Origin of the sequence: Paenibacillus nasutitermitis (genome assembly GCF_014641075.1) — a bacterium.
Lineage (GTDB): Bacteria > Bacillota > Bacilli > Paenibacillales > Paenibacillaceae > Paenibacillus_Z > Paenibacillus_Z nasutitermitis.
In genome coordinates this window covers 141,356-162,239 of sequence record NZ_BMHP01000009.1, presented here as the reverse complement: position 1 = coordinate 162,239, position 20,884 = coordinate 141,356, and the positions used below count along the sequence as shown (strand labels likewise).

The 20,884-nt window shown below is 48.2% G+C and carries 28 protein-coding genes; 11 read left to right on the top strand and 17 right to left on the bottom strand.

Annotation, left to right across the window (positions count from 1 at the left end):
• Positions 1-147: 147 nt before the first annotated feature.
• The 4 genes from IEY46_RS32630 to IEY46_RS32615 all read left to right on the top strand — a co-directional run bounded on the left by IEY46_RS32630 (position 148) and on the right by IEY46_RS32615 (position 3,181).
• Positions 148-957, top strand: coding sequence for a hypothetical protein (locus tag IEY46_RS32630; protein ID WP_188999485.1), 810 nt, complete (start codon positions 148-150; stop codon positions 955-957).
• A 134-nt stretch (positions 958-1,091) separates the two neighbouring features.
• Positions 1,092-1,619, top strand: coding sequence for a MerR family transcriptional regulator (locus IEY46_RS32625; RefSeq protein WP_188999482.1), 528 nt, complete (start codon positions 1,092-1,094; stop codon positions 1,617-1,619).
• A gap of 300 nt (positions 1,620-1,919) precedes the next feature.
• Positions 1,920-2,333 (top strand): hypothetical protein, encoded by a 414-nt coding sequence (locus tag IEY46_RS32620; RefSeq protein ID WP_188999480.1) that lies wholly within the window; start codon positions 1,920-1,922, stop codon positions 2,331-2,333.
• Between the two features lie 182 nt (positions 2,334-2,515).
• Positions 2,516-3,181: a sulfite oxidase-like oxidoreductase gene (locus IEY46_RS32615; RefSeq protein ID WP_188999477.1), complete on the top strand. Its 666-nt coding sequence runs from the start codon at positions 2,516-2,518 to the stop codon at positions 3,179-3,181.
• Between the two features lie 155 nt (positions 3,182-3,336).
• Here the strand turns inward: IEY46_RS32615 and IEY46_RS32610 are convergent, their stop codons facing one another.
• Positions 3,337-3,603 carry a Fur family transcriptional regulator gene (locus IEY46_RS32610; RefSeq protein ID WP_188999474.1) on the bottom strand — a complete coding sequence of 89 codons (267 nt, stop codon included), beginning with the start codon at positions 3,601-3,603 and terminating at the stop codon, positions 3,337-3,339.
• Positions 3,604-4,124: 521 nt separating this feature from the next.
• On the opposite strand from IEY46_RS32610, the gene IEY46_RS32605 reads away from it, so the two are divergent.
• The 4 genes from IEY46_RS32605 (at position 4,125) to IEY46_RS32590 (ending at position 7,155) form a co-directional block, all read left to right on the top strand.
• Positions 4,125-4,628, top strand: a complete 504-nt coding sequence (locus tag IEY46_RS32605) for a GNAT family N-acetyltransferase (protein ID WP_188999471.1) — start codon at positions 4,125-4,127, stop codon at positions 4,626-4,628.
• A gap of 280 nt (positions 4,629-4,908) precedes the next feature.
• Positions 4,909-5,364: a hypothetical protein gene (locus tag IEY46_RS32600; protein WP_188999467.1), complete on the top strand. Its 456-nt coding sequence runs from the start codon at positions 4,909-4,911 to the stop codon at positions 5,362-5,364.
• Between the two features lie 114 nt (positions 5,365-5,478).
• The gene (locus IEY46_RS32595; protein ID WP_188999464.1) at positions 5,479-6,459 is read left to right on the top strand and encodes a phosphotransferase; all 981 of its coding nucleotides are present in this window, start codon (positions 5,479-5,481) and stop codon (positions 6,457-6,459) included.
• 141 nt (positions 6,460-6,600) lie between these two features.
• Positions 6,601-7,155 (top strand): ATP-binding protein, encoded by a 555-nt coding sequence (locus tag IEY46_RS32590; RefSeq protein ID WP_188999461.1) that lies wholly within the window; start codon positions 6,601-6,603, stop codon positions 7,153-7,155.
• A 399-nt stretch (positions 7,156-7,554) separates the two neighbouring features.
• Here IEY46_RS32590 and IEY46_RS32585 read toward each other — a convergent pair whose 3' ends face one another.
• From IEY46_RS32585 to IEY46_RS32515, 15 genes are all read right to left on the bottom strand, one after another.
• Positions 7,555-7,782 carry a DNA-binding protein gene (locus IEY46_RS32585; protein WP_188999458.1) on the bottom strand — a complete coding sequence of 76 codons (228 nt, stop codon included), beginning with the start codon at positions 7,780-7,782 and terminating at the stop codon, positions 7,555-7,557.
• A gap of 100 nt (positions 7,783-7,882) precedes the next feature.
• The gene (rnhA, locus tag IEY46_RS32580; RefSeq protein ID WP_188999455.1) at positions 7,883-8,530 is read right to left on the bottom strand and encodes a ribonuclease H; all 648 of its coding nucleotides are present in this window, start codon (positions 8,528-8,530) and stop codon (positions 7,883-7,885) included.
• Positions 8,531-8,696: 166 nt separating this feature from the next.
• Entirely contained in the window at positions 8,697-9,185 is a 489-nt protein-coding gene (locus IEY46_RS32575; protein WP_188999453.1) for an SRPBCC family protein, read from the bottom strand.
• A 106-nt stretch (positions 9,186-9,291) separates the two neighbouring features.
• Positions 9,292-9,534 (bottom strand): hypothetical protein, encoded by a 243-nt coding sequence (locus IEY46_RS32570; protein WP_188999450.1) that lies wholly within the window; start codon positions 9,532-9,534, stop codon positions 9,292-9,294.
• Between the two features lie 40 nt (positions 9,535-9,574).
• Positions 9,575-9,811: a DUF6953 family protein gene (locus tag IEY46_RS32565; RefSeq protein ID WP_188999447.1), complete on the bottom strand. Its 237-nt coding sequence runs from the start codon at positions 9,809-9,811 to the stop codon at positions 9,575-9,577.
• Positions 9,812-9,848: 37 nt separating this feature from the next.
• Positions 9,849-10,115 (bottom strand): hypothetical protein, encoded by a 267-nt coding sequence (locus IEY46_RS32560; RefSeq protein ID WP_188999444.1) that lies wholly within the window; start codon positions 10,113-10,115, stop codon positions 9,849-9,851.
• Between the two features lie 11 nt (positions 10,116-10,126).
• Positions 10,127-10,417: a GNAT family N-acetyltransferase gene (locus IEY46_RS32555; RefSeq protein ID WP_505814155.1), complete on the bottom strand. Its 291-nt coding sequence runs from the start codon at positions 10,415-10,417 to the stop codon at positions 10,127-10,129.
• A 95-nt stretch (positions 10,418-10,512) separates the two neighbouring features.
• Positions 10,513-10,854: a thioredoxin family protein gene (locus IEY46_RS32550; RefSeq protein WP_188999439.1), complete on the bottom strand. Its 342-nt coding sequence runs from the start codon at positions 10,852-10,854 to the stop codon at positions 10,513-10,515.
• Between the two features lie 110 nt (positions 10,855-10,964).
• Positions 10,965-11,264, bottom strand: a complete 300-nt coding sequence (locus IEY46_RS32545; protein ID WP_188999436.1) for a cold-inducible protein YdjO-related protein — start codon at positions 11,262-11,264, stop codon at positions 10,965-10,967.
• A gap of 3 nt (positions 11,265-11,267) precedes the next feature.
• Positions 11,268-11,468, bottom strand: a complete 201-nt coding sequence (locus tag IEY46_RS32540; protein ID WP_188999433.1) for a sporulation protein Cse60 — start codon at positions 11,466-11,468, stop codon at positions 11,268-11,270.
• A gap of 27 nt (positions 11,469-11,495) precedes the next feature.
• Positions 11,496-11,939, bottom strand: a complete 444-nt coding sequence (locus IEY46_RS32535; protein WP_188999431.1) for a GreA/GreB family elongation factor — start codon at positions 11,937-11,939, stop codon at positions 11,496-11,498.
• Between the two features lie 197 nt (positions 11,940-12,136).
• On the bottom strand, positions 12,137-12,433 hold the full coding sequence (locus IEY46_RS32530; RefSeq protein ID WP_229750702.1) for a thioredoxin family protein: 297 nt from the start codon (positions 12,431-12,433) through the stop codon (positions 12,137-12,139).
• 19 nt (positions 12,434-12,452) lie between these two features.
• Positions 12,453-12,839 (bottom strand): MerR family transcriptional regulator, encoded by a 387-nt coding sequence (locus tag IEY46_RS32525; RefSeq protein WP_188999427.1) that lies wholly within the window; start codon positions 12,837-12,839, stop codon positions 12,453-12,455.
• A 184-nt stretch (positions 12,840-13,023) separates the two neighbouring features.
• Positions 13,024-13,239 (bottom strand): hypothetical protein, encoded by a 216-nt coding sequence (locus IEY46_RS32520; RefSeq protein ID WP_188999424.1) that lies wholly within the window; start codon positions 13,237-13,239, stop codon positions 13,024-13,026.
• Between the two features lie 1,069 nt (positions 13,240-14,308).
• Entirely contained in the window at positions 14,309-15,094 is a 786-nt protein-coding gene (locus tag IEY46_RS32515; RefSeq protein WP_188999421.1) for an SDR family oxidoreductase, read from the bottom strand.
• A 729-nt stretch (positions 15,095-15,823) separates the two neighbouring features.
• Between IEY46_RS32515 and hflX the strand changes: the two genes are divergently transcribed.
• The 3 genes from hflX to IEY46_RS32500 all read left to right on the top strand — a co-directional run bounded on the left by hflX (position 15,824) and on the right by IEY46_RS32500 (position 19,654).
• Entirely contained in the window at positions 15,824-17,089 is a 1,266-nt protein-coding gene (hflX, locus tag IEY46_RS32510; RefSeq protein ID WP_188999419.1) for a GTPase HflX, read from the top strand.
• Positions 17,090-17,694: 605 nt separating this feature from the next.
• Positions 17,695-18,537, top strand: a complete 843-nt coding sequence (gene erm / locus IEY46_RS32505) for a 23S ribosomal RNA methyltransferase Erm (protein ID WP_188999416.1) — start codon at positions 17,695-17,697, stop codon at positions 18,535-18,537.
• 196 nt (positions 18,538-18,733) lie between these two features.
• Positions 18,734-19,654 (top strand): aldo/keto reductase, encoded by a 921-nt coding sequence (locus tag IEY46_RS32500; RefSeq protein WP_188999412.1) that lies wholly within the window; start codon positions 18,734-18,736, stop codon positions 19,652-19,654.
• A 140-nt stretch (positions 19,655-19,794) separates the two neighbouring features.
• Here IEY46_RS32500 and IEY46_RS32495 read toward each other — a convergent pair whose 3' ends face one another.
• Positions 19,795-20,817, bottom strand: coding sequence for a LacI family DNA-binding transcriptional regulator (locus IEY46_RS32495; protein ID WP_188999409.1), 1,023 nt, complete (start codon positions 20,815-20,817; stop codon positions 19,795-19,797).
• Positions 20,818-20,884 lie beyond the last annotated feature (67 nt).

The window sequence follows — 20,884 nt, the reverse complement described above, 5'->3', positions numbered from 1 at the left end:
CAACTTTAAAGCGGCAAATGACTCTTACAGCGGAAGCACCGGTAAGAAAAGGCGTACAGCCTTTCTTGCTTGGTGCTTTTTTTGTGTTTGTCCCTGGTGGTCAAGCCAGTCTAAGCCGCTAAAAAAATACCGGGAGGTACTTATCACATGCTAAAAAAAATGGTCATTCTACTGTTAATCGCGGGGCTTCTTGTTGCTGCCCCCCATGCCATGCTGGCTGCTGCCTTCCAGCTGTCCCCTACCGCCAAAACCGCAATGGACAAGCTGGCGGCCGGTCCCGATCGGGCATTAGGCGGAAAAATAACGGCCGCCTATAATGAGCTGTTGAAGCTTCAGGAGGAAGCAGGCCGGATGGATAAGGACATTGGCGTCTTGCACTTGGCCAACGCTGAAGCCGAGACCCTCGTCCGCAAGCTGATCAAGGAACTGAATGCGGATAAGCGAAGCAAGCTTGAAGCTCAGGTCAAGCTGACACAGGATAAATACGAGCCGCTGTTCTTAAGCTATACCGCACTCAACAAGCAAATCGCAGCGGTCAGGCCCTTGAAAAGCAAATCCTACAACGCCATGCTCCGCGCGCAAGCGGATATCATGCAAACCGCCGTGCAGATCGCCCGCGCTGACATCAAGACCAAGCAAGCCGCATTGAAGGCACTTAAAGACAGCAACACGCAAACAGCGAAAAAAATCCGTGCCATTCTTGATGAGGCCGACCCCCTTCGCGCAAGTATCAAAGCGGAGAAAAGCGCCCTGTCCGCTCCCCGGAAGCTCACAACAGAGTTTGGCAAAAGCCTGAACCAGGCGATCAAGAAAAACGATGCCAACAGCGTGTTGTCTTCACTGAACTCACTGGTTACTGTCGCTCGCCAGATTTCCGCGCAGAACCGGAAAATACTTGAGCTGGAGAAGAAAACCTCCGGTATCATTGCCAAAGCGAAAACACAGATTCCTAAATGAAATGACTTTCATACAAATGAATATGACGCAAAAACACTTTGTTTATCGAATGGACACTACCTTTGTCGGCCTTGCAGGGAGATGCCGTTCCGGCACGAATACCCTAATAAAGATCCGATAACGGGGTGATCGTAATGCAAGCATTAAAGACGAAGGAAGCGGCGGTGGCGCTCGGAGTCAGCCAGACAACCGTGAAACGGTGGGTTATTGCTTTTCCTGCCTTTTTCACAAAAGACCGTTTGGGACATTATATCTTCTCAGACTCGGATCTCATCCGGCTGCGATATATCAAGGAACGGGTCGATCTGGGCGATAGCCTGGATCGGCTCGAATTGAGCGGAAAGGAAGATTCCGACGATTCCAGTGCTGAGTCATGTCCGGAAGAATCTGCCCAGCAGGCAGATGAACTGATCAACCGCATGAAGCGTATAGAGCATATGCTTTCGCAAAAAGCCGACGAGGTTGTCTCCATGCAAATTCTCCAGCATCGCAAGGAGCTTGAAGCGTTGAACCAGGTCGTCAAGCAGCTGGCGGAGTCCGTGGAGCTGTTGGAGCGGAAATTGGCCAGGCCACCTGTCATCGAGAAGGAAATTCAGCTGCCCGGGCATCATTCCCACCGCCGCAAACGCGGCATTCTGCGCTCCCTTTTCCAATTCTGGTAGTGCCATTACGGCATATAACTCCATGGAGCCTTCAACCAAGAAGAAGTCCGTCCTCTTGCAGGGCGGTCTTGCTGTCTTCAAGAAAGTTTCAGACTCCCTTAAGGCCTTCGGCTTAACCCGCAAGAGGGAATACCCGAGTCCTGTCAGTCATAATACGGTTTAGGATCTCATATGCTGTTGGTTGCAGATCTTCACCAATCTTTCAACACTCCTTAAGCTTGGTTTAAGGTTGGAACGCTACAATAGGCTTGTCACCTTTAACGCTCTTTACAAAAAGAGCAAGGAAATGAGGTTTAATGCATGGATCCAAAACGCTTTATCCTGGTTGGCACCCTTGCTTTCGCAGTCTCTGTAGGCAGCAATATCTGGAGCAGCAATACCAGCAGCGCGGCGCCGCTCAAATCGATAAGCACGTCCAAAATAAAGTCTTCCTCATCCGCCTCCAATCCGGCTGCAGATGCGCAATTTCAGAAACTTCTTGGGGTATCCTCCGATGATGAAATCTACGATGCCCTGTACCAGGGATATTCACTGGCCGACATAGCAGCAGCCAATGATGCCGACATTCAGGAAATCATTCACTTGCAAATCGCCGAGATGACGAATCAGTTGGACGCCCGCCTGAAGCAGGGAAATCTCACACCCTCAGCTTATCGGGCGCAGAAGCAGGAGCTTCCCGAAATCATCACAAAAAGCGTGCATGGACTGCTTTAACAGCAGCAATATGAACAAAGCCTCCCCATGTAATATTGCACTGGAGGCTTTTTCGTTTGCCTTTTCTCTGCCCGTGGGCATCCCTTCCCTTCCCTTTCACGGATCGTTCATGTACTATCAATGGAGGACATCCCGCACGTCATTAGCATTCAAGCAGCACCCTTGACTCAAGGAGGATCGACATGCACGATAAAGTAAAACGCATCAAAAACGTAAAACTGCCGCCCGTCCCGACCGAGCTTGCGCACCGGCTGCCGCCCGGCCAGGTACTCACTGAACGGTTTCCCATTCTTCATGAGGGGGACGTTCCGGAGTATGACATGGATACCTGGTCCCTGCGGATCTTCGGCGAAGTGAATAAGGCCACAGAAATAACCTATGCCGAGCTGATGAAACTGCCCAAGACACAGATCAAAGCCGATATTCATTGCGTCACACGCTGGTCGAAATTCGATACGCAGTGGGAAGGCATTGCCGTCCTCGATTTGTTACAGGCGCTTGACATCAAGTCCACCGCTGAATTTGCCATGATACATGCCGATCAGGATTATGAGACCAATCTTCCCGTCCGGACCCTGCTGGCCGACGATGCCCTGCTTGCTTACTGCTACCAGGGCGAGCCGCTTACACCCAAGCATGGCTGGCCGCTCAGGCTTGTTGTCCCTTCTCTATATTTCTGGAAAAGCGCAAAGTGGATCCGGGGTATTGAATTTATGAAGGAAGACCGGCACGGCTACTGGGAACGACTGGGGTTCCATAATGAAGCAGAGCCGTTTGCAGAACAGCGTTTCTCCGGCGAGGACCTGAACATTCCGGATGATGAATGGCACCATAAGGACTTCGATTAGCTTGGAGCATGCAGCATTCAGGAAGAACCGGCTTGGCCGTCTTTTGACAAGACCTTTCTAAACAATATGAAACACAAAAAGGCGTTTATCCCACAAGCGGATAAACGCCTTATCTGCGTCCCTGCGCAGGGACCTTCACCTTGCAAGCAATCGGATTAGCTCGCTGCCTCGTACCGGCGCGCGGAACCCCCGATCGTCACTTCCTTGACCATTCCCAGCCTTCTGAATACTCTGAGATGGTTATATACCGTTGAAGCATTTAAAGTCCGATACCTGGGGACGAGCGATTTCAATATGTCGTCCACACCACGGTATCCTTCAGCGGAATACAAATATTCCAAAACAGCCATCCGCTGAGGGGATAAATGAATATTTTGCTGCTCGAGCTTTTGAAGCGCTGCATTCAAATCATAGTTTGTCATGATTCTTACACCTCCATAAGTGTACGATAAAGCATCGGCTGGCCTATGCACATGCATGCATTCGGGCAGCGTCACAGGAACGGTACATGTCGGCGGTAATTAACGATAATAATTATCAGTTTATAATTAATATAATAACAATTATAGATATTTTGATACGGATTGTCAATGGAGCTGATCTGCGCATGTGGCGATAAAGCAATAGATTGAAAAATCGCGTAAAAGTGATGACCCAAATTGGCCCAGTCGATATACCAGAAAAAAATGGCAAGAGGTAATCAACCGAGCAAAAAAAGCCAGTATACTTGAAATGTATGAGAGTAGTCACTTCACAACCCCTAGACTCTTACATTGCTGATGTTCTGCTATATATGAATAATTAAGAGGCTTTGCAAGACTGACAATAAAGTCAAACTGAACAGGAAAGGGATGTCGTTTTGAACGGGCAGAATTCCGCAGCTAGCCTCAGTAAATATATGGTATATTTAAAGATTAGGCTGAACCAGGCGGAGGGATTTGAAATGTTTGAAATTAGAATGATTACCCCTGAAGATACCGAGTCGTACTGGGATTTAAGACTGAACGCCCTAAAAAACAATCCTGAGGCATTCTCTGCAAATTATGAGGATCAGATATCACGATCCTTGGATTCAGTCAGAGCACGTATCCTAACTATAAATGACCATTTTATTATGGGTGCATTTAACAATGAGATTGTCATCGGTATGATTGGTTTTGTTAGGGAACCAGATAAGAAATTGAGTCACAAAGGTAATATCTGGGGCACCTATGTATTACCTGAGTTTAGAGGACAAGGGATAGGTCATAAGTTGCTAGATAAAGTACTACTTCGGGCTAAAAAAATTGAGGGAATTTCCCAAATAAACCTCGGGGTTATCACATTTAATGAAGCAGCAAAAAAGATGTATGAATCACATGGATTTATATCTTATGGGCTTGAAAAGAATTCAATGATTCACAATGAAAAATACTTTGATGAAGAATTGATGGCCTATCATTTCTAAATTAACGGGACACTATAGTTCAATGAAACAAGGAGCAGTTTGCCGCGCAGTTGCTCCTTGTTTTTTATTAAGCTAAAGGGCAGAATACGAAAACAAGCTGAAGAGGTGAAATATGGTTCAGGGGGTAATAATCGAAGGGTTGTCTACCGCGGGAAAATCATCAGTTTTTTCTGCAATAAAGAGATTACATAGTCAAACACCCAATCGTGAAAAAACGATTAATTGCAATAAGTGAACAATATTCGCAAGTTTTGCATTCATACCAGGCATCTTAAGATCGTTGGACAAGGATGAACATATTCAGCTTTTAAATCGTCATGTTGATTATCTTGAGCAACAATACAATTGGATTGATTCACTTGGTCATACGAAACCATCAAACGGTGTATTTTATCTTTTTGAGAGGTTTCATTTAAATCTTCGAGCGGCATTTATAAATTCTGCAGAAATTGAGATGCTGGAAATGCGTTTATCAAGGTTGAATGCACATTGTATACTCTTAACCTTGTCTCAAGATGCTGTTGAGCCCAGATTTATTGAAAGTCGTGGCGAAGCTTGGAAATCATATGTGATGGAAAACCATTTCACAGTAACGGAGGCATGTCAGAAGTTCTTAGAGGATCAGGAAAAACTTCGCAAGTGTGCGAAACAATCGCTAATTCCCACTTTCGAGATATACACAGACGAAGCGGACTGGGATTCTTACGCAATACAAATACTCATGGGAATAAACTAACAGAGAACGATTGCTCAATCGAGATACGAAAGCAGTCAGTCAAACGGGGATCAATTTGCTCTTAGCAATACTTTTAATCGAATTTACTTATTTGAAGGGGGATTATATTAATTCATGAATGCGTTAACAAACGAACAAATATTAAGTGAGGTTATGAGTGATATTGAAGAAAAATTTGGATGGAAAATAATAAATTTTAGACCTTGCGAGCTTGGATATGCAAACTTGAAGTGGATAATTGATACGGATCACAACTCTATTTTCGTCAAGCAATATAACAAAATTAGATATAGACGGGGATTAGATGGAGTCAAAGAAGCGCTAAAGTACCAGCACCAAATGTATCTCGATGGGATACCATGTCAGCCACTTTATAGCCTTAAAGACGAATATATCCTCACTACACCATCGGGAGAAAATTATATGATTACTGGCGTAAGCCAAGGAAAACTTGTGGAGCCTGGAAAATGTAATGCGAATCAAATGTTCAGTCTTGGCGAAGCTACCGGTCGCATGCATGCTTGGATGGAATCCAATATGCCAAGGCTGCAAGCTTTACAATGGGAATTACCATCAAAAGCAAATGTGGTCGAGAAAGCAAAAATGAACCTGACTGAATCCTTAAAAGCCGGTAACGAACGATATTCTAATGCCATTGAAAAGCAATTGTCTATTCTTGAGACTCTGGATATTGAAACATTCGAGCCCTGCAATAAAGGTTGGACGCATTGGGACATGCACGTGGATAATTTAATGTTCTATGATGACGGGGTAGCAGATATTTTGGACTTCGATAGACTTCATTTCGTATTTCCGGATTTTGATGTTTCCCGCGCTATTTTATCAGGTGCAGTGTCTGACAATGGACTAAATAAGGAAACAACAAACGCATTCATTGCGGGATATAGATCCTACTCGCCACTTACAACAGAACAACTGGTTCGCTCCATTAAATTGACATGGTTCAAAGAATCCAAATGGATCGATGAGCAGTTTAGAAACGATAAAGCCATGAGTCGCTTCATAGATGAAATGATTTGGATCGGTGAAGAATGGGGGAAACTTACAAAACTATTTAATTCGCTTGAGCCATGATACATATTGGTGACAGTTCAATAAAACCTATGGGTGTTGAGCTAACAGGCACGGCAGCTGAATAAACATCTACGACGAGACTGCCGGAATGATCGGCAGATTTGAGTACGACCTAATACATAAAGGAGCGATTAATATTATATGAACCGCCTAGTAATTATGACAGTTGGAAAAACGCATAGTGGAAAAACTACCTTCGCTAAAGAATTGGAATCTGTCTTACAACAAGCTGTAGTCATTGAGCAGGATAATCATGCTGAATTTATTAATAGTCATTATAAGAAACTTCTCCCTATAAAAGGACCTAACACACTAAAATTCTCTATTACCAATACGATTGTTGAATATGCTGCAGTGCAAAGTAATTTTCACATCATCTTAAGCAATTGTAATCTAAATAAATCAGGACGAACAAATGTACTCAGATATTTTCATGAAAAGGGATTTAAAAGTATTATTGTTTACTTTAATTTATCTATTGAAATACTGAGAGCACGAGTTGAAGGAACACAAAGAAGTAAAGCTATTTTCAGAAGTGCATCGAGCTTTTTAGAAGTGTTGGAGCAACAAGAAAATTCGGGGGAAATACCACCTGGTACAGACGAAGCTAATTATCTATTTGAAATAAAAGATCCCAATACCATCACGGAAATAATAAACCAAATCAAGCAATCCTCAGTCAACCGAAGCATTTAGCATTCGGGATTCAATATTAAGCTGAAAGTACTTCAATTAAAGGGGATAAGGATACTAATGGAAAACGATAAAGAAATAAAAGAACTTAAAGAGCGATTGACAATTGTCGAGAATAAACTTCAGCATAAATCGCAAGCATCTAACATTATACGGTTTGTACTAGGTTTTATAATTGTGTTTGTACTTCTATTGATTTCGATTGGAGTCATTCAATTTATTAGCTCTTCTTCATCCTAAATTCGTCCGTTTCGACGTGGCGATCAGTAAGATATTCGCGGTGTATGCATACACAACTTTTACAGTCACCGCGACGCAACCCTTTAATAACAAAAAGACACCTGGAAAGGTGCCCTTATTCTATATCTTCCGCCTTGCCGCTGCATCACATTCAGGCGGCAATCAGCCGTTACCAACAATTTCATCTATTTCGCTTTTCAGGAGAAGATACCTGTGAACGCTCCTCATTATCGGAACCTTGGTCAGCTTGTTTTTATCGACATAGACTTTCATCTGGTCCTTGGAAAGTCCCAACGTATTGCCCGCTTCCGTAAGAGTCAGCACCTCTTCATTGCTTGTTGCGTTAAAGGTGCGCTTCACTTTCAGATTGTGGTCTTCAAATCCATTCATTTACCGGCAACCTCTCTAAGTGATGATCAAATTGCATAGATACTCACATTATATCACAATTTGATACAACAAATGAGGAAAAGCTCATATTTGACCTTTTCTATTTTCGCCCGTAATCCGCTTTTATTTCACCCCATTGCTTCGTCTGCCACTTGACTACCTTGTTCTCATAGGAATTAGTCTTGAGCCATTCGACCGCCCTGTCCACAAGCGTCCAGATCTCCTTCGTGGACTCATCCCGGGCCAGCGTCGAGGAAACAGCCTTCTGCTTCACCCATTTAATCGCATTGACGGAGTCGCTGTAGACTACCTTCCTGCTGCCAAGCTTCTGCAGATATGCCAAGCCGTGAACAATGGCCAGAAACTCTCCCAGGTTATTGGTCCCCCTCTTGATCGGTCCATAGGAGAAAATCACCTCGCCCGTTTGCGTGTCCACCCCTTTGTATTCGACCGGGCCGGGATTGCCACTGGTTCCCACATCTACCGAAATGCTGTTATAATCAATCTCTTCCCCGCTGTAAGCTGCCTTCGATGCGGAGGATGGGGACTTGCCGGCTCCGGACGTTTTGCCCTGCCCCCAATGTTTCTTCCAACCTGCTCTGTAAGCATCTTCAGCCGATGCTCTAGTCTCATAGGACTTGTATTTGGCATCTGTAAATCCGTTAATTTGTTGCTGGCACTCTGTCCAGCTTGTGTATATGCCCGGTTTCCTGCCAGCCCAAACGACATAAAATTTCTGCTTCGCCATCTATGTACTGCTCCTTCGATCTCCCTGTATGGAGAATTAATCGCGTGTTGCCGAATCATTATTTTACCACAAATCCTAAGAACAAACCGGGTCTTATTCAGCCAAATCTCACAGCTTGCGGGCCGACCTTGTCCAGACGGCTGAAGAACCGTTGTCACCGTTGCCGTTAAACGACAGGCGCACCGATACGCGCCGACAAGGCACGCTGCCCTTCTTTCATCATCTGATCATGGTTCCAAATAAACAGAGGGCGAAGCAAAGGAGACAGCAGAGCCATCCACCGTGCATTTGTATTTACTTCCCAGAGGAAGGTCAGGCTTGTCCCTCCCATCTGCGGCGACAACGTCCAGACCGCTCTTCCTTCCAGTTGTCCGCTCACCTTCATCTCCAGACGCGAAGGCGGGCTGCTGCTCACCACAACAGCATGGAAGGAAAGTTTGTATAGAAGCTTGGTCCGGAAAAGCGACTTGTATTCCCGGCCAACCCCGTCTGACTGGCGTCCATCGCAGATCTTCCGCACCGTAACGCCTGGCCAGCCGCTGTCATCCTGAAAATTGCTGATTAAATCCCAGACCTTGTCCGAGCCTTTGGCAAGCAGCCAATTGTTCTGAAATCGATAGGCATACTGGTTCATAACAATCCTTTCGAAAATCATCTTATATGACCCCAATACCCTCTCCTGTCCTTTTCAAAGCAAAAAAAGAAGCCCCGGCGCTTTCGCCCGCTGCCGCAGGGTTCATTTTTACAACAACTCTAATTTTTTATTGATCGTCTGACATTTGTTTATGTTTTTTGTAGCGGATAATAGCAATAGGAAAATTTATGGTTCCCATAATAAATGTGGAAATTAAAGGAATCAACTGGATGAGCGAAGGAGATGTATTCCCATCACCTACCGGCCCTGTTTTAGGCCGGCTGCTGTCCCATAACCCATATAAAACACCGAATACCGGTATCAGAATACACGCCGCACTGGCAATCATTTGAATGACATACCTGTTCAACTCCAACCTCCTGTCTTTTACCATAGGCCAGCCATTTGCTTTAAGTCCAGGCCCAGAAAAAGCCGTCCCGGTCCCAGGCAACCTTGCCGCCATGCAGCTTGCGGAAGGCTTTTTTCACATCCTTGGAGAGCGAAGCGTTGCCTTGCTCATTCACAAAAACATGCTCCCCGCCAAAATGAGACCGGACATATTCGATCGCTTCCTCCTGGCGGAGCATCCCTTTAAATTTGATTTCATCGACCATCCATTGCGCCGCTCCCTGAGCTGTCTGTTCCATTTTCGGCACCTCTTTTCCTGTTAGAATGCTTCTGATTTTACAGCGGATATCCTTTCCTGAACATTCGGCAAAAAAGTCTATTTGTGGATTTGCGATCCATCGCCAGCAAGCCAGGAAGCAGCAATGGCCGTCTTAGCGCAAGCTGCGGAAGACGGCCAAGCTGGTATAGGCGATGCAGCGGGAGCACTGCCCTTGTTTCCGTCACCGCCTGGACACGCCCGGCAATCCGCGACAGTTCATCCCAGTAGCCCAGAACGGCAGCGGCTCGATTGGGAAAGACCCCTTCCAGCCCGTGTCCCCACACTCCCTTGAAGCTTATTGCTTCCAGATATCCTGATATTCTTTATGCCTTCTGAACTGCGCAAGCGCATAAGAGCAGGCAGGAATAATTTGTTTATTCGTTTCCCGGGCATACTCCACGACGCGCTTCACCAAATCCTCCGCGATCTTCTGCCCGCGCAGCGCCTCGGATACATAAGTATGATCAATGACAAGCGCATCTTCTCCGCTCGGGACGAATGTAATTTCCGCTACCGCCTCCCCGTCTTCCCGCACCACAAAACCATTGCCTTCCATAATTGTCTCTCTCATTACCGTCACCTCCATATTATTCAACGCCAGACTGGCATACTTCTATATATTACCCACAGTCTGTATTCGATTACCTTCCCCCATGTTCCTTCCCACGGCGGATCTCCGAATTAATCCTCCTGCGCCGGACTGCTTGCTTCCAGCTCCTTGAGCAGACCATATAAATAGTCGACGGACCTCATCGTATATTCAAAGCGTACCGGCTTCCCCCCGTTCAAAAGCACCAAACATGGAACACTTGATATTTTCCATTCATCGCGCAAACCAGGAGCATAATTGATATTCACTTTATGAATAGGGACGGCCGTCCCTGCAGTCTGTACAATATCCAGCATCCGTTCCGCGAGCTTGCATGTTCCGCAAAATACGGTGTGAAACAGTACAGCATCAGGACCCGCCCTCCCCTTCAACCGCCTGATCAGTTCATCTTCCCGCAGTTCTTCAATGGACATGCTCCCTCTCCTATCCGCACGTTATCTATAGAGCTTACTATCTTTTATACTATATACCTCCGCAACAAAAAAAGGGACACCCCCCATCAGGCATCCCGCATGAAAGATATTCATCTCAACATCAGGTGAAACAAAAAAACAATAGCCAATGCCGCAAGACAAACGGTGGAAACTGCCGATAAAAACAGAAAAAACCGTTTGTATTTACGATCCGTTGCAGCCTCCAGATCCAATACTCCGCCTGGAACCATGGCTGCGCCGCACAGCGGACACAGAGGCCGGTCTCCTTGCAAGCCGTCCATTTTCCTCCAGCTTGTACAGCGTTTATTCGAACAGATTAACAGCTTTGACGCATCGCTCGCAGCCGCCTCTTCCTTCCGATTGCCAGGAGGAGGCTTAATTTCTCTCATTGCTTAGACACCCTTTCGATTTTCTGTTCTGTAAACGACCAGAATCGTGCTGCGCTGACTCTCGGATCGCGACGGGGATGACTTCACCACGGAAGCGTAACAAACATTGATAACCTGATCCTCCTGCAGCCCCGCCAAAAATTGATTGGCTTTATTCTCAGCGTAGGAATTATCCGAATCCACGAATTCCTTTACTTGTATCATTTCCCATGCCCTCCTTTCATCTAAAAATCAAATTTGCCCACAGTTGTCGTAAGCAACCTCTTCAATCTTCACTTTAATTTCTCCAGATGGGACAATTAATCCATAGGTCTCGCCCTTCTTTGTCATCAGGAGCTGCATCCCGATCGGTGAAAGAAAAGATATCCGATTCTGTCCGGCATCCGTCTGCTGTGGAAATACGATCGTATAGCTTTCCTCATAATCATCATCAAGATAACGCAGTTTCACCCGGCTTCCGATTATAACAGATGAATGCAGGGTTGTTTCGTTGAAATCATTAACAATTTTCTCCAAAACGGAAGAATAAACAAATAGAACCTGCTCCACTTTATTTCGCTCCCTGCCATGGTCAGGGAAGTAGTGGTCCAGGAACCGCGTTTTTTCTTCATCAAAATAGACGAGCTGGCTGACGAGCTGCAGTTTCACATCCTGGTGCAGCAGACTATGGCTCATAGTAGATTTCTCCTCCTCTATGAAGCACCTTATATACAGCACAATCGAATCGCCTTTGCATGTTTATACCTCCCTATACGTAGAGGCCTCCGGATAAGGAGGCCTTAACGTTATATTAACAGATATCGCCATCAATTCCAATCTGGTTTTTACTTCCTGAACTGCCCTGCGATTGCACCAATCATACGGCGATTTCATCAAACTTCCGCCGCTTCCTCCTCAAGCAGCCGGTCGATAATGCTCTTGTATGCTGCGCCCGGACGAAGCCCTACCAGCTTATCAACAGGCTGGCCGTCACGAAAAACGATAACCGTCGGCATGCCCATAATACCAAAGGAGGAGGCAAGCTCCGGGGATTCTTCACAATCGACCTGGACGATAGAAGCCGAGGAGCCATAGTCTTCTGCCAATTCATCCAGTATAGGAAGCAGCCTTTTGCAGGGCGGGCACCATACCGCCCCAAACTCTATAGCCACGACTCCTTTCTCACTCATTAAATCCTCATATTCTGTTTTATTTATCTTCTGCAGACCCATCTGCGGCACCTCCATGGTTTTCTGTGTGAATGGATGCGATCCGCTCCACCAGGTTTTGGCGAATCGAGGACAACTGTTCGATTTGCCGGTCGATATCCGCCAGCTTCTCCTTATAAACAGGCAGCACCTCCTGGCAGAACGCTTCTTTGTTGAGCATGACGCAGTTCAGGAAACCAGCGACCTGCTCCGTGCTGAGCCCGAGCGAGAGATACAGCCGTATCGTCTGCACCTGTTCGACAGCCAGACGATTATATACCCGGTATCCGTTCTCCATCCTTGCAGGCGCCATCAGGCCTTGCTGCTCATAATACCGGATGGATCGGATGCTCGCGCCGGTGGCCTTCGACAGCTCCCCTATTTTCAAGCATGCACCTCCTTGGATACGACCTGCTGATCCCCATTATAAACCCTGCCATCAATGGCAGGGTCAATCCTTTTTTTCAGGAATATTTACAGGATAAAACACGACGGATTCTCTATAGGCAAAAAAAGACACCGCAAAGGTGTCTTTAGTAGATGCTGCACTCATGAAGACTTCGGCCGGCTGCTTATAAAGCAAAACCCATTACCGAGCGGTCACGCTGCTCGTCGCTTTCAACATACGTAATATTATTCAGATAAATGATTTTGCCATCGAGCTCCAGCCAGCCCCCGGTTTGCCCTTTGATTTGGGCAATCGTTTCTTCCACGTCGTTCGTGCCGACTACAAGCTTGTCTCCGCCGTTAAAGTGGACAATTATACGATGCGTTTTGTTCTCTCCCATCATTGTCACCTCCTTAAGCTTTCCTTGACTATTTCGACGCCCCAGGCGCCATATCCTTTCGTCAGGATTTTTCAACCGGCATATTTTCAACATCAGTATTTTGTGTGTTTATAGATAAAAATATTTCAACGATATCAAATATATAATTGCATATAATGAACGATACTACCATCTAATTTTATCATCTAAAATACCTATTATTAAGCGTATTAATGAGTAATTCAGGGAGATTCGGCATCACAACGAAAATATATTTTTGCATATAATTAATATTTTATAATACTAAACAACGAAATGGCGAAGATGTAATTTTAGCATAATAAATACAAAATCAGATCATGGAATTCAACGGAATGAGGTGGCCGCGGGGCTCAAAAGGAAGCAGAAGAACGCCGAAAAACACGCGGAAACCGTTAAGACAAAAGCCAAAAAATAGAACGCAAGATTCAAGAGCCGAAGGGTTAAGGGATCAGAGATGATCCAGAGTGTGGGCCCGCCCCGGAGGGTGAGAGGCATTCACAAGAAGGCGGAGAAGCGTGATTGGAAGAGGCGTCCCAACGAAAGAAAGAGGGAAGAAGGTGGAGTGATCACCTGCGAGTACGCTTGATGGGCTGCGGAAAAGAATGAGCGTGCGAATTATGCGGATTCCGGGGGCGATGAGGTCAGGTTCGAAATGAATGAGCGTGCAAGTGGATGCAGGGAAATGAGGATGTATGGTGGAATGCGGCTTGCGAGCTACTCGCACAGTCCATGAAATGAGGGAGCATAGTGGAGAATGGGGCTTCCATGGGTTGTGGCTGTAGTCAAAAGAGGAAAGGAACAGATTTCGTGCAGCTTGCGGTCACCCGAATAGTCAGTGAAATGAGAAATCATGGTGGAATGGGCGGTTTGCGGGCGTTGTGGCAGCTGCGAAAAAGAGGGAGAGGATAGAGCGAGCGGCTTTGCAGCAGTTTAGAGGCGTTGCAAAATGAGGAAGAAGCGACCGGTTGCCATGGTGGCGCCCCTCGGCACCGGAAGAAGATAAGGCCGTGCGGTATATGTTCGCCCCGCCCGGCCCCATTTGAGAGTATTAAATGCCTTTGACCATTCCGCCATCGATCAGCAGAGATACACCGGTTGTATAGGAGGAAGCGGATGAGGCAAGAAATGTAACCGTACGCCCGAATTCCTCCACATCACCGTCTCTTCCCAGCGGAATGCCCTTATGAGCTTCTTCCGCCACTTGTTCAATGGTCTTCCCCGTCTTCTCCGCGCGGTTTCCGTCCAATTCCTTGATCCGGTCAGTGGCAATCCTGCCGGGCGATACGGTGTTGACCAATATATTATAAGGTGCCAGCTCCTGGGATAACGTTTTGGCCAGACCGACGATTCCCGTCCGGAACGTATTGGACAAGAGCAGGCCAGGAATCGGCTGTTTGACGGAAGAGGACGCCAAATTAATGATTCTGCCGCTCTTCTGCTCCTTCATATACGGAAGAACCTCCCGGATAAAGCGGATATAGCTGAGCAGATTCAATTCAAATGATTTGTACCACTGCTCGTCCGTCAGGGTCTCGACGCTCCCTGGCGGCGGCCCGCCCGCATTGTTAATCAGAATATCGATTTTGCCGAATCGTTTCACGGTCGTTTCCACTGCATAAGAGATATCCCCGCTCTTGGTAATATCGCACACCAGATACTCTACTTTTCCTGCAAGCTGGTCCATTTCCTGCTTGGCTTTCTGCAACTCCGCTTCTTTGCGGCCGGTGATCATCACATATGCGCCTTCTCGCGCAAGCTCCATGGCGCAGGCTTTGCCAAGCCCTTTGCTAGATGCCGCAACAAGTGCAACTTTGCCGTTTAATCCTAAATCCATTTTCCGCTGCCTCCCTTGGTCCTATTATCGTAACGCCGTATGTTCCTTTAGCATGTCTGCTTGTTCATTATAGCCTGATCTACCCTCGAAAATCATGCTATACACCCCATTTGGGCCAGTCCCCCATTTGTCAAGATCGAAATCTTGTGTTAGAATCAGTTTACTTAATATGGAACGGAGGGTTACGTGTGATAGATTTTATCCGAGTTAGATCTTTGAGCGCAGCTGTAATTGAATAGTGCCAAAGCTCTGCCTGTGTGCAGAGAACTCCGGATAGGTCTGTCTTTTTACAGGTAACCCATAACCTATTGCGGTACAGAAGGACCAGTCTGTCTGACGTTTCGTTGACGGCTTGCCCTTTCCCCGCAGTATGTTCAACTATTGGCGTACGTGAATGAATGTATCCTTTATTTGAACATCAACAAAGCAGCGGATGATACTGCCCTTACGGTGTCGTAAGCTTTGTGGTTGCCTTAAAGAAACAATTTCATAGGTGAAGGAATAGCCCCCCGAGGCTGCCCGCGCAGGATGTTAGGAAATTGCAGCCTTGCTTCCGGGTCGGTCCGGGACAGTAGCCCTTCACAGCTATGGAAGACCTGGAATCCATCAGGCGGGGAAATTCGTTTCCCTGCAGGCTTATCCCGGAGTTCTCTTCCAATTTACTGAAAACACAGGCAGTTATGCTTGTGTTTTTTATTATGTTTTTTAACTTGGAGGATGATGAAAAAGATGGAACAAACGAAACAACAAGCCGTTATCGTCGGCATTCATTTGCAGAATCGGACGGATTTTGCAGCAGCAATGGAAGAACTCCGCGGCCTGGCTGCCGCATGCGGCGTAGAGGTGGTAGGCGAGCTGAGCCAGAAGGCAGCCCGCTTGAACACCGCTCATTATGTGGGGAGCGGCAAGCTTGGGGAGCTGGCGGCTCTGCTGGAACAGCACGAGTCCGCCGTCGTTATTTGCAACGATGAGCTGTCGCCTTCCCAGATCCGCAATCTGGAGAAGACGCTTGCGCGCAGAGTCATTGACCGCACAATGCTCATCCTGGATATTTTCGGAGAGCGGGCAAAGACGCGGGAAGCGCAACTGCAGGTGGAAATCGCCCATCTGCAATATATGCTGCCGCGTTTAACCGGCCTCCGGGAATCGCTTGGCAGGCAGGGCGGCGGCTCGGGCCTCAAAAACAGAGGCTCCGGCGAAACCAAGCTGGAACTGGACCGCCGGAGCATTGAAGAGCGGATCACCGCTCTTCAGACGGAGCTTGCGAAGCTTGTCTCCCGCCGCAAAACGCAGCGCAAGCAGCGCCTGAAGAATGAACTGCCGATCGTCTGTCTCGTCGGATACACGAATACAGGCAAATCCAGCCTGATGAATGCTCTGCTCCAGCGCTATAATCCGCAGGCAGATAAACAGGTGCTCGCCCAAAATATGCTGTTCGCCACACTGGAAACATCTGTGAGAAGAATAGAACTGCCGGATCACCGGGCATTCCTGCTTACCGATACAGTAGGCTTCGTCAGCCGCCTTCCCCATCATCTGGTCAAGGCATTTCGTTCCACGCTGGAGGAAGTTGCCGAAGCAGACCTGCTGATTCATGTTGTGGATTATTCGAATCCGGCTTATCCGGAGCAGATCGCCGTGACCGAGGAGACCTTAAAAGCGCTGGGCGCCGATCATATCCCCGTCATATACGCATACAACAAAACGGATCTGACAGACGGGGAGCATCCAGCCGGAACCTCCAAGTCCGTTTATCTTTCCGTGAAACAGAACAAGGGGATTGACGAGCTTGTCCAGCTCATCCGCGACCGTGTCCTGACGGATTATATACAATGCGAAGTTCTGATCCCTTTCGATCAGGGGCAGATCGTCTCCTACTTTAACGAGCATGCCTGGGTCCAGTCAACCAGTTATGAAGAAGAGGGAACACGACTTACGCTGGAATGCACAACCGCTGATTTCGAGAAATACGGGAGCCCTTTCCTGTCCCGCTAATGCGGATCATGCCAGGTGACTGCCCGTCCACCCTAGAAGCATGACAGGCTAATCACTATTATCAGAGGAACGGAGGGTTACGTGTGGTAGACCATTACTTTCGAGTTCGAACCTTGCGCGGCTAATTGAATACGCCAAAGGCTCTGCCTGTGTGCAGAGGACTCGGAAGTGGTCTGCCTTTTTTCAGCCAGTCATTGTTCAAAGTCAGGTCAATGTCCTGTCCATATCGAATGACAGCTGCCTCCATAACTTCAGCGCATGCTTCGAGCAAGGCGAGGCCCGGTTTCGATGGAACCGTCTTTCGCCCTCCAAGTTTTGGATAACGCCTTGCGTGCGCTCATGTTCCGAGCAGCAATACATCTTAATGGATACTGGTGGTATCTTTCTTTTTGAACTTGGACGATAAAAAGGTTATCCAACCCCTCGCATTCCCGCCCTGACCGATACCGGGAATGAAGGGATGGAATTCTTAATAGACCCCCTTTACGGAAGGTTCGGCCGCTTATTGGCTTGCGCCCATTTTCCGCATCCTCATTTTCCGTTTACCTCCACACAGGCAGCAGTCTTGCCTGTGTTTTTATTTTGCTTGGTAACGGAGGATGAAGATGAATAAACGCCACAAACAGCAGCCCTGCGCGCTGCAAAAGAAACCCGCTCTCCATGCCCACGGGCAGCATTTCCTGCAAAACAAACAAGTGGTGAAGGATATGATCCGGGCTGCTAACATACAACCAACCGATATCGTTGTGGATATCGGAGCCGGAGCAGGCGCCATAACCATGCTGCTGGCCGAGAATTCCTGCCGCATTCTGGCCGTTGAGAATGACCCCCGTCTGGCAGAGACGCTGCGCAGAAGATCGCAGGCTATGCCCAGCATTACGGTTATTGAAAAAGATATCCTGCAGATGCGGCTTCCACGGGAACCTTATCAGGTTATCGCAAATATCCCCTTCTATCTCACGACGTCCATTCTTCAGCTGCTGCTCCAGCCGCAGAACAGCTTGCTGCAGCGGGCCGTGCTAATTATGGAGAAAGGCGCTGCAAAAGGTTTCACCTCGCGGACGATCCGCAGTCCGCGACTGCTGGTTTGGCGGATGTGGTATGAGATGGAGATGGTAAAAGCCGTACCGCGCGGGTGTTTTTCACCGCCGCCAAATGTGGATTCCGTCATGTTCCGGATTCAGCGGAAGCAGGAGCCGCTTCTCCCGGTCCATCTTACCGGCCGGTTCGCGGCGCTGGCCGAATATGGCCTGAAACATCCGGACAGGTCGATTTACGATACGCTGAACGGCATCTTCACACCGCCGCAGCTCAAACATCTGGCCGCACGCCTCGGCGTAGACCGCAACCTCCCTGTATGCCGGTTGAATGAACGGCAATGGAGCCTCGTATTCGACACCATGCTTACCCATGTACAACGCCTCCGCTGGCCGGGGAAACATCGGTAATTTCCGCAAAGGCTCCGCACCGCGCGTCAGCTCACCATGCGCGGTGCGGCATTAGCAGGTGGCGGACGGCCTGCAAGCGGATGGCTGTTGCGCGCCTTGCCTATTTCCTTTCCAAAGTCTAGAATAACGATAGGCTGTCCAGCTGTATGTTTTTCGATTACAGGCCGTTCTTTCATTAATAAGGAGGAGATGCACGATGAAATACAGAAGACTGGGCAAGACAGATTTGCGCGTATCCGTCGTTGGCGTAGGCACATGGCAATTCGGAGGCGAATGGGGCCGGACTTATGACCAGAATGAGGCCAATTCCATTCTCGACAAAGCAGGCGAGGTCGGGATCAACCTGATCGATACCGCAGAATGTTACGGCGATCATACATCTGAGCGGTTTATTGGGCAGTATCTGGCCAACAACCGGCGGGAAGACTGGACTGTTGCCACAAAATTCGGTCATCATTTCAACCACAATTTCAACAGGGACGAGAAATGGTCGCCCGATGACATGCTGAAGCAGCTGGAGGAATCGCTGCGCTCCCTGCAAACGGATTATATTGACCTTTATCAATTCCATTCCGGACCGGATGATAAATTTGACAACGACCAGTTATGGACACTGCTGGATAAACAGGTACAGGCGGGGAAAATCCGCCATCTTGGTATCTCAATCGGCAGCAACAAAAATATTCACCAGACTTCCCGGGCAGCCCAAGTCGGCGCAAGCGCCATTCAGGTCGTCTATAACCGTCTCGATCGAGCGCCGGAAGAAGAAGTATTTCCTTCCTGCATCGAACAGGATCTGGGCGTACTCGCCCGCGTTCCGCTTGCCAGCGGCTACTTGAGCGGCAAATACAAAGCGGGAGCTTCCTTTGCCGATAACGATGTGCGCAACAGGCATGATGCGGACAATCGCGACCGGCTGCTCCGCGAAGTGGAGGAAATCCGCAAGCATGAGGTGCCTTCCCATGTGAATATGGCCTCATGGGCTCTGGCCTGGTGTCTGGATAACCCGGCCGTTACAACGGTTATTCCCGGCTGCAAGGATGCCGATCAGGTTATTGCCAATGCCGCTGCCGTGGATTATGTGAAGGACAACCACCCGCAGGACTGGAAGGCATAGGTAACAGGAATAGGTGAGAAAAAGGGACAGTCCCTCATGGCCACAATAATGGCCCGGGGCTGTCCCTTTCTTCATCTATTGGCAATGCCTGAAGGCCGGGAGCTGCCCGGAAAGCAGAAGCGGCTGGCTCCGTGAACGGTTTACGTAGAGGTTCCAAGCCTCGCGACCGACTTCCTCGGTACCAGTTCAACCGGCAGATTGATTCTGCGGAACGGACGGTTCTCATCCTTCTTCTCAATGCGCTCGATCAGCAGCTGGGTGCCCAGATACCCGAATTCGTACGCTTGCTGGGTCACGACGGTCAGGAACGGGGAGATCTGCGAGAAGGGGCCAAGATCGTCGAAGCAGGCGACTGAAATATCCTCCGGAACCCGCAGGCCACTATCCCGTATGGCGCGGATCACCTCAACGCCAAGGACATTATTGCCCGCCATGATGGCTGTGGGGCGGGGATTTAAGCTGTTCAGCCAAGTCATTATTCCCGACAGATCCGTCTGCGAGCCGTAACCGAACGCCAGATGGTAGCTTTCCTGTACAGGAAGATCATTCAGCTTATGCGCTTCGATATACCCCTGATGCCGCAGGCGCGCACTGGATATGCCGGGCGATCCGTTGATCAGGGCAATATGGCGATGCCCGTTCTCGATAAAATGCTCGACGATCCGCCTGGCCCCTTCCCGGCTGTCCCCGATTACCGCATCGCTCTCGATTCCCGGCACCTCCCGATCCAGCAGTACAAACGGAACCTTGTGCCGTTGCAGTGTCTCCAAATGGGAAACCGATTGATCCCCCGCAGGCGAGAACAGGACGCCTGCTACGCGGTTTCCCAGAATGATTTCCAGGTACTCGCCTTCTTTCTCAATATTCTCATCGCTGTTTCCAAAAGAAAGACGATACCCCTTCTCCTTGGCGGCATCCTCGGCCCCGCGGGAAAGTGTGGTATAGAACGGATTGTTAATATCCGTGATGAGCAGAAACAGCTGCCGCGTCTGTTGGAGCACAAGTCCCCTCGCCATCTGATTGGGCACATAATTGAGTTCTTCCATCACCCGTTTGATCCTGGCCTTCGTCTTCAGACTGATACTCCCCGTGTTGTTGATCACCTTGGAGACCGTCATGGCAGATACATTCGCCTTCTTGGCAATATCATATATGGTCGTCAAGCCTAATTGCTCCTTTTATGTTGTCTATTTCAATCATAACGAAGAAAAGAGTTGACAGCAAGTGTGC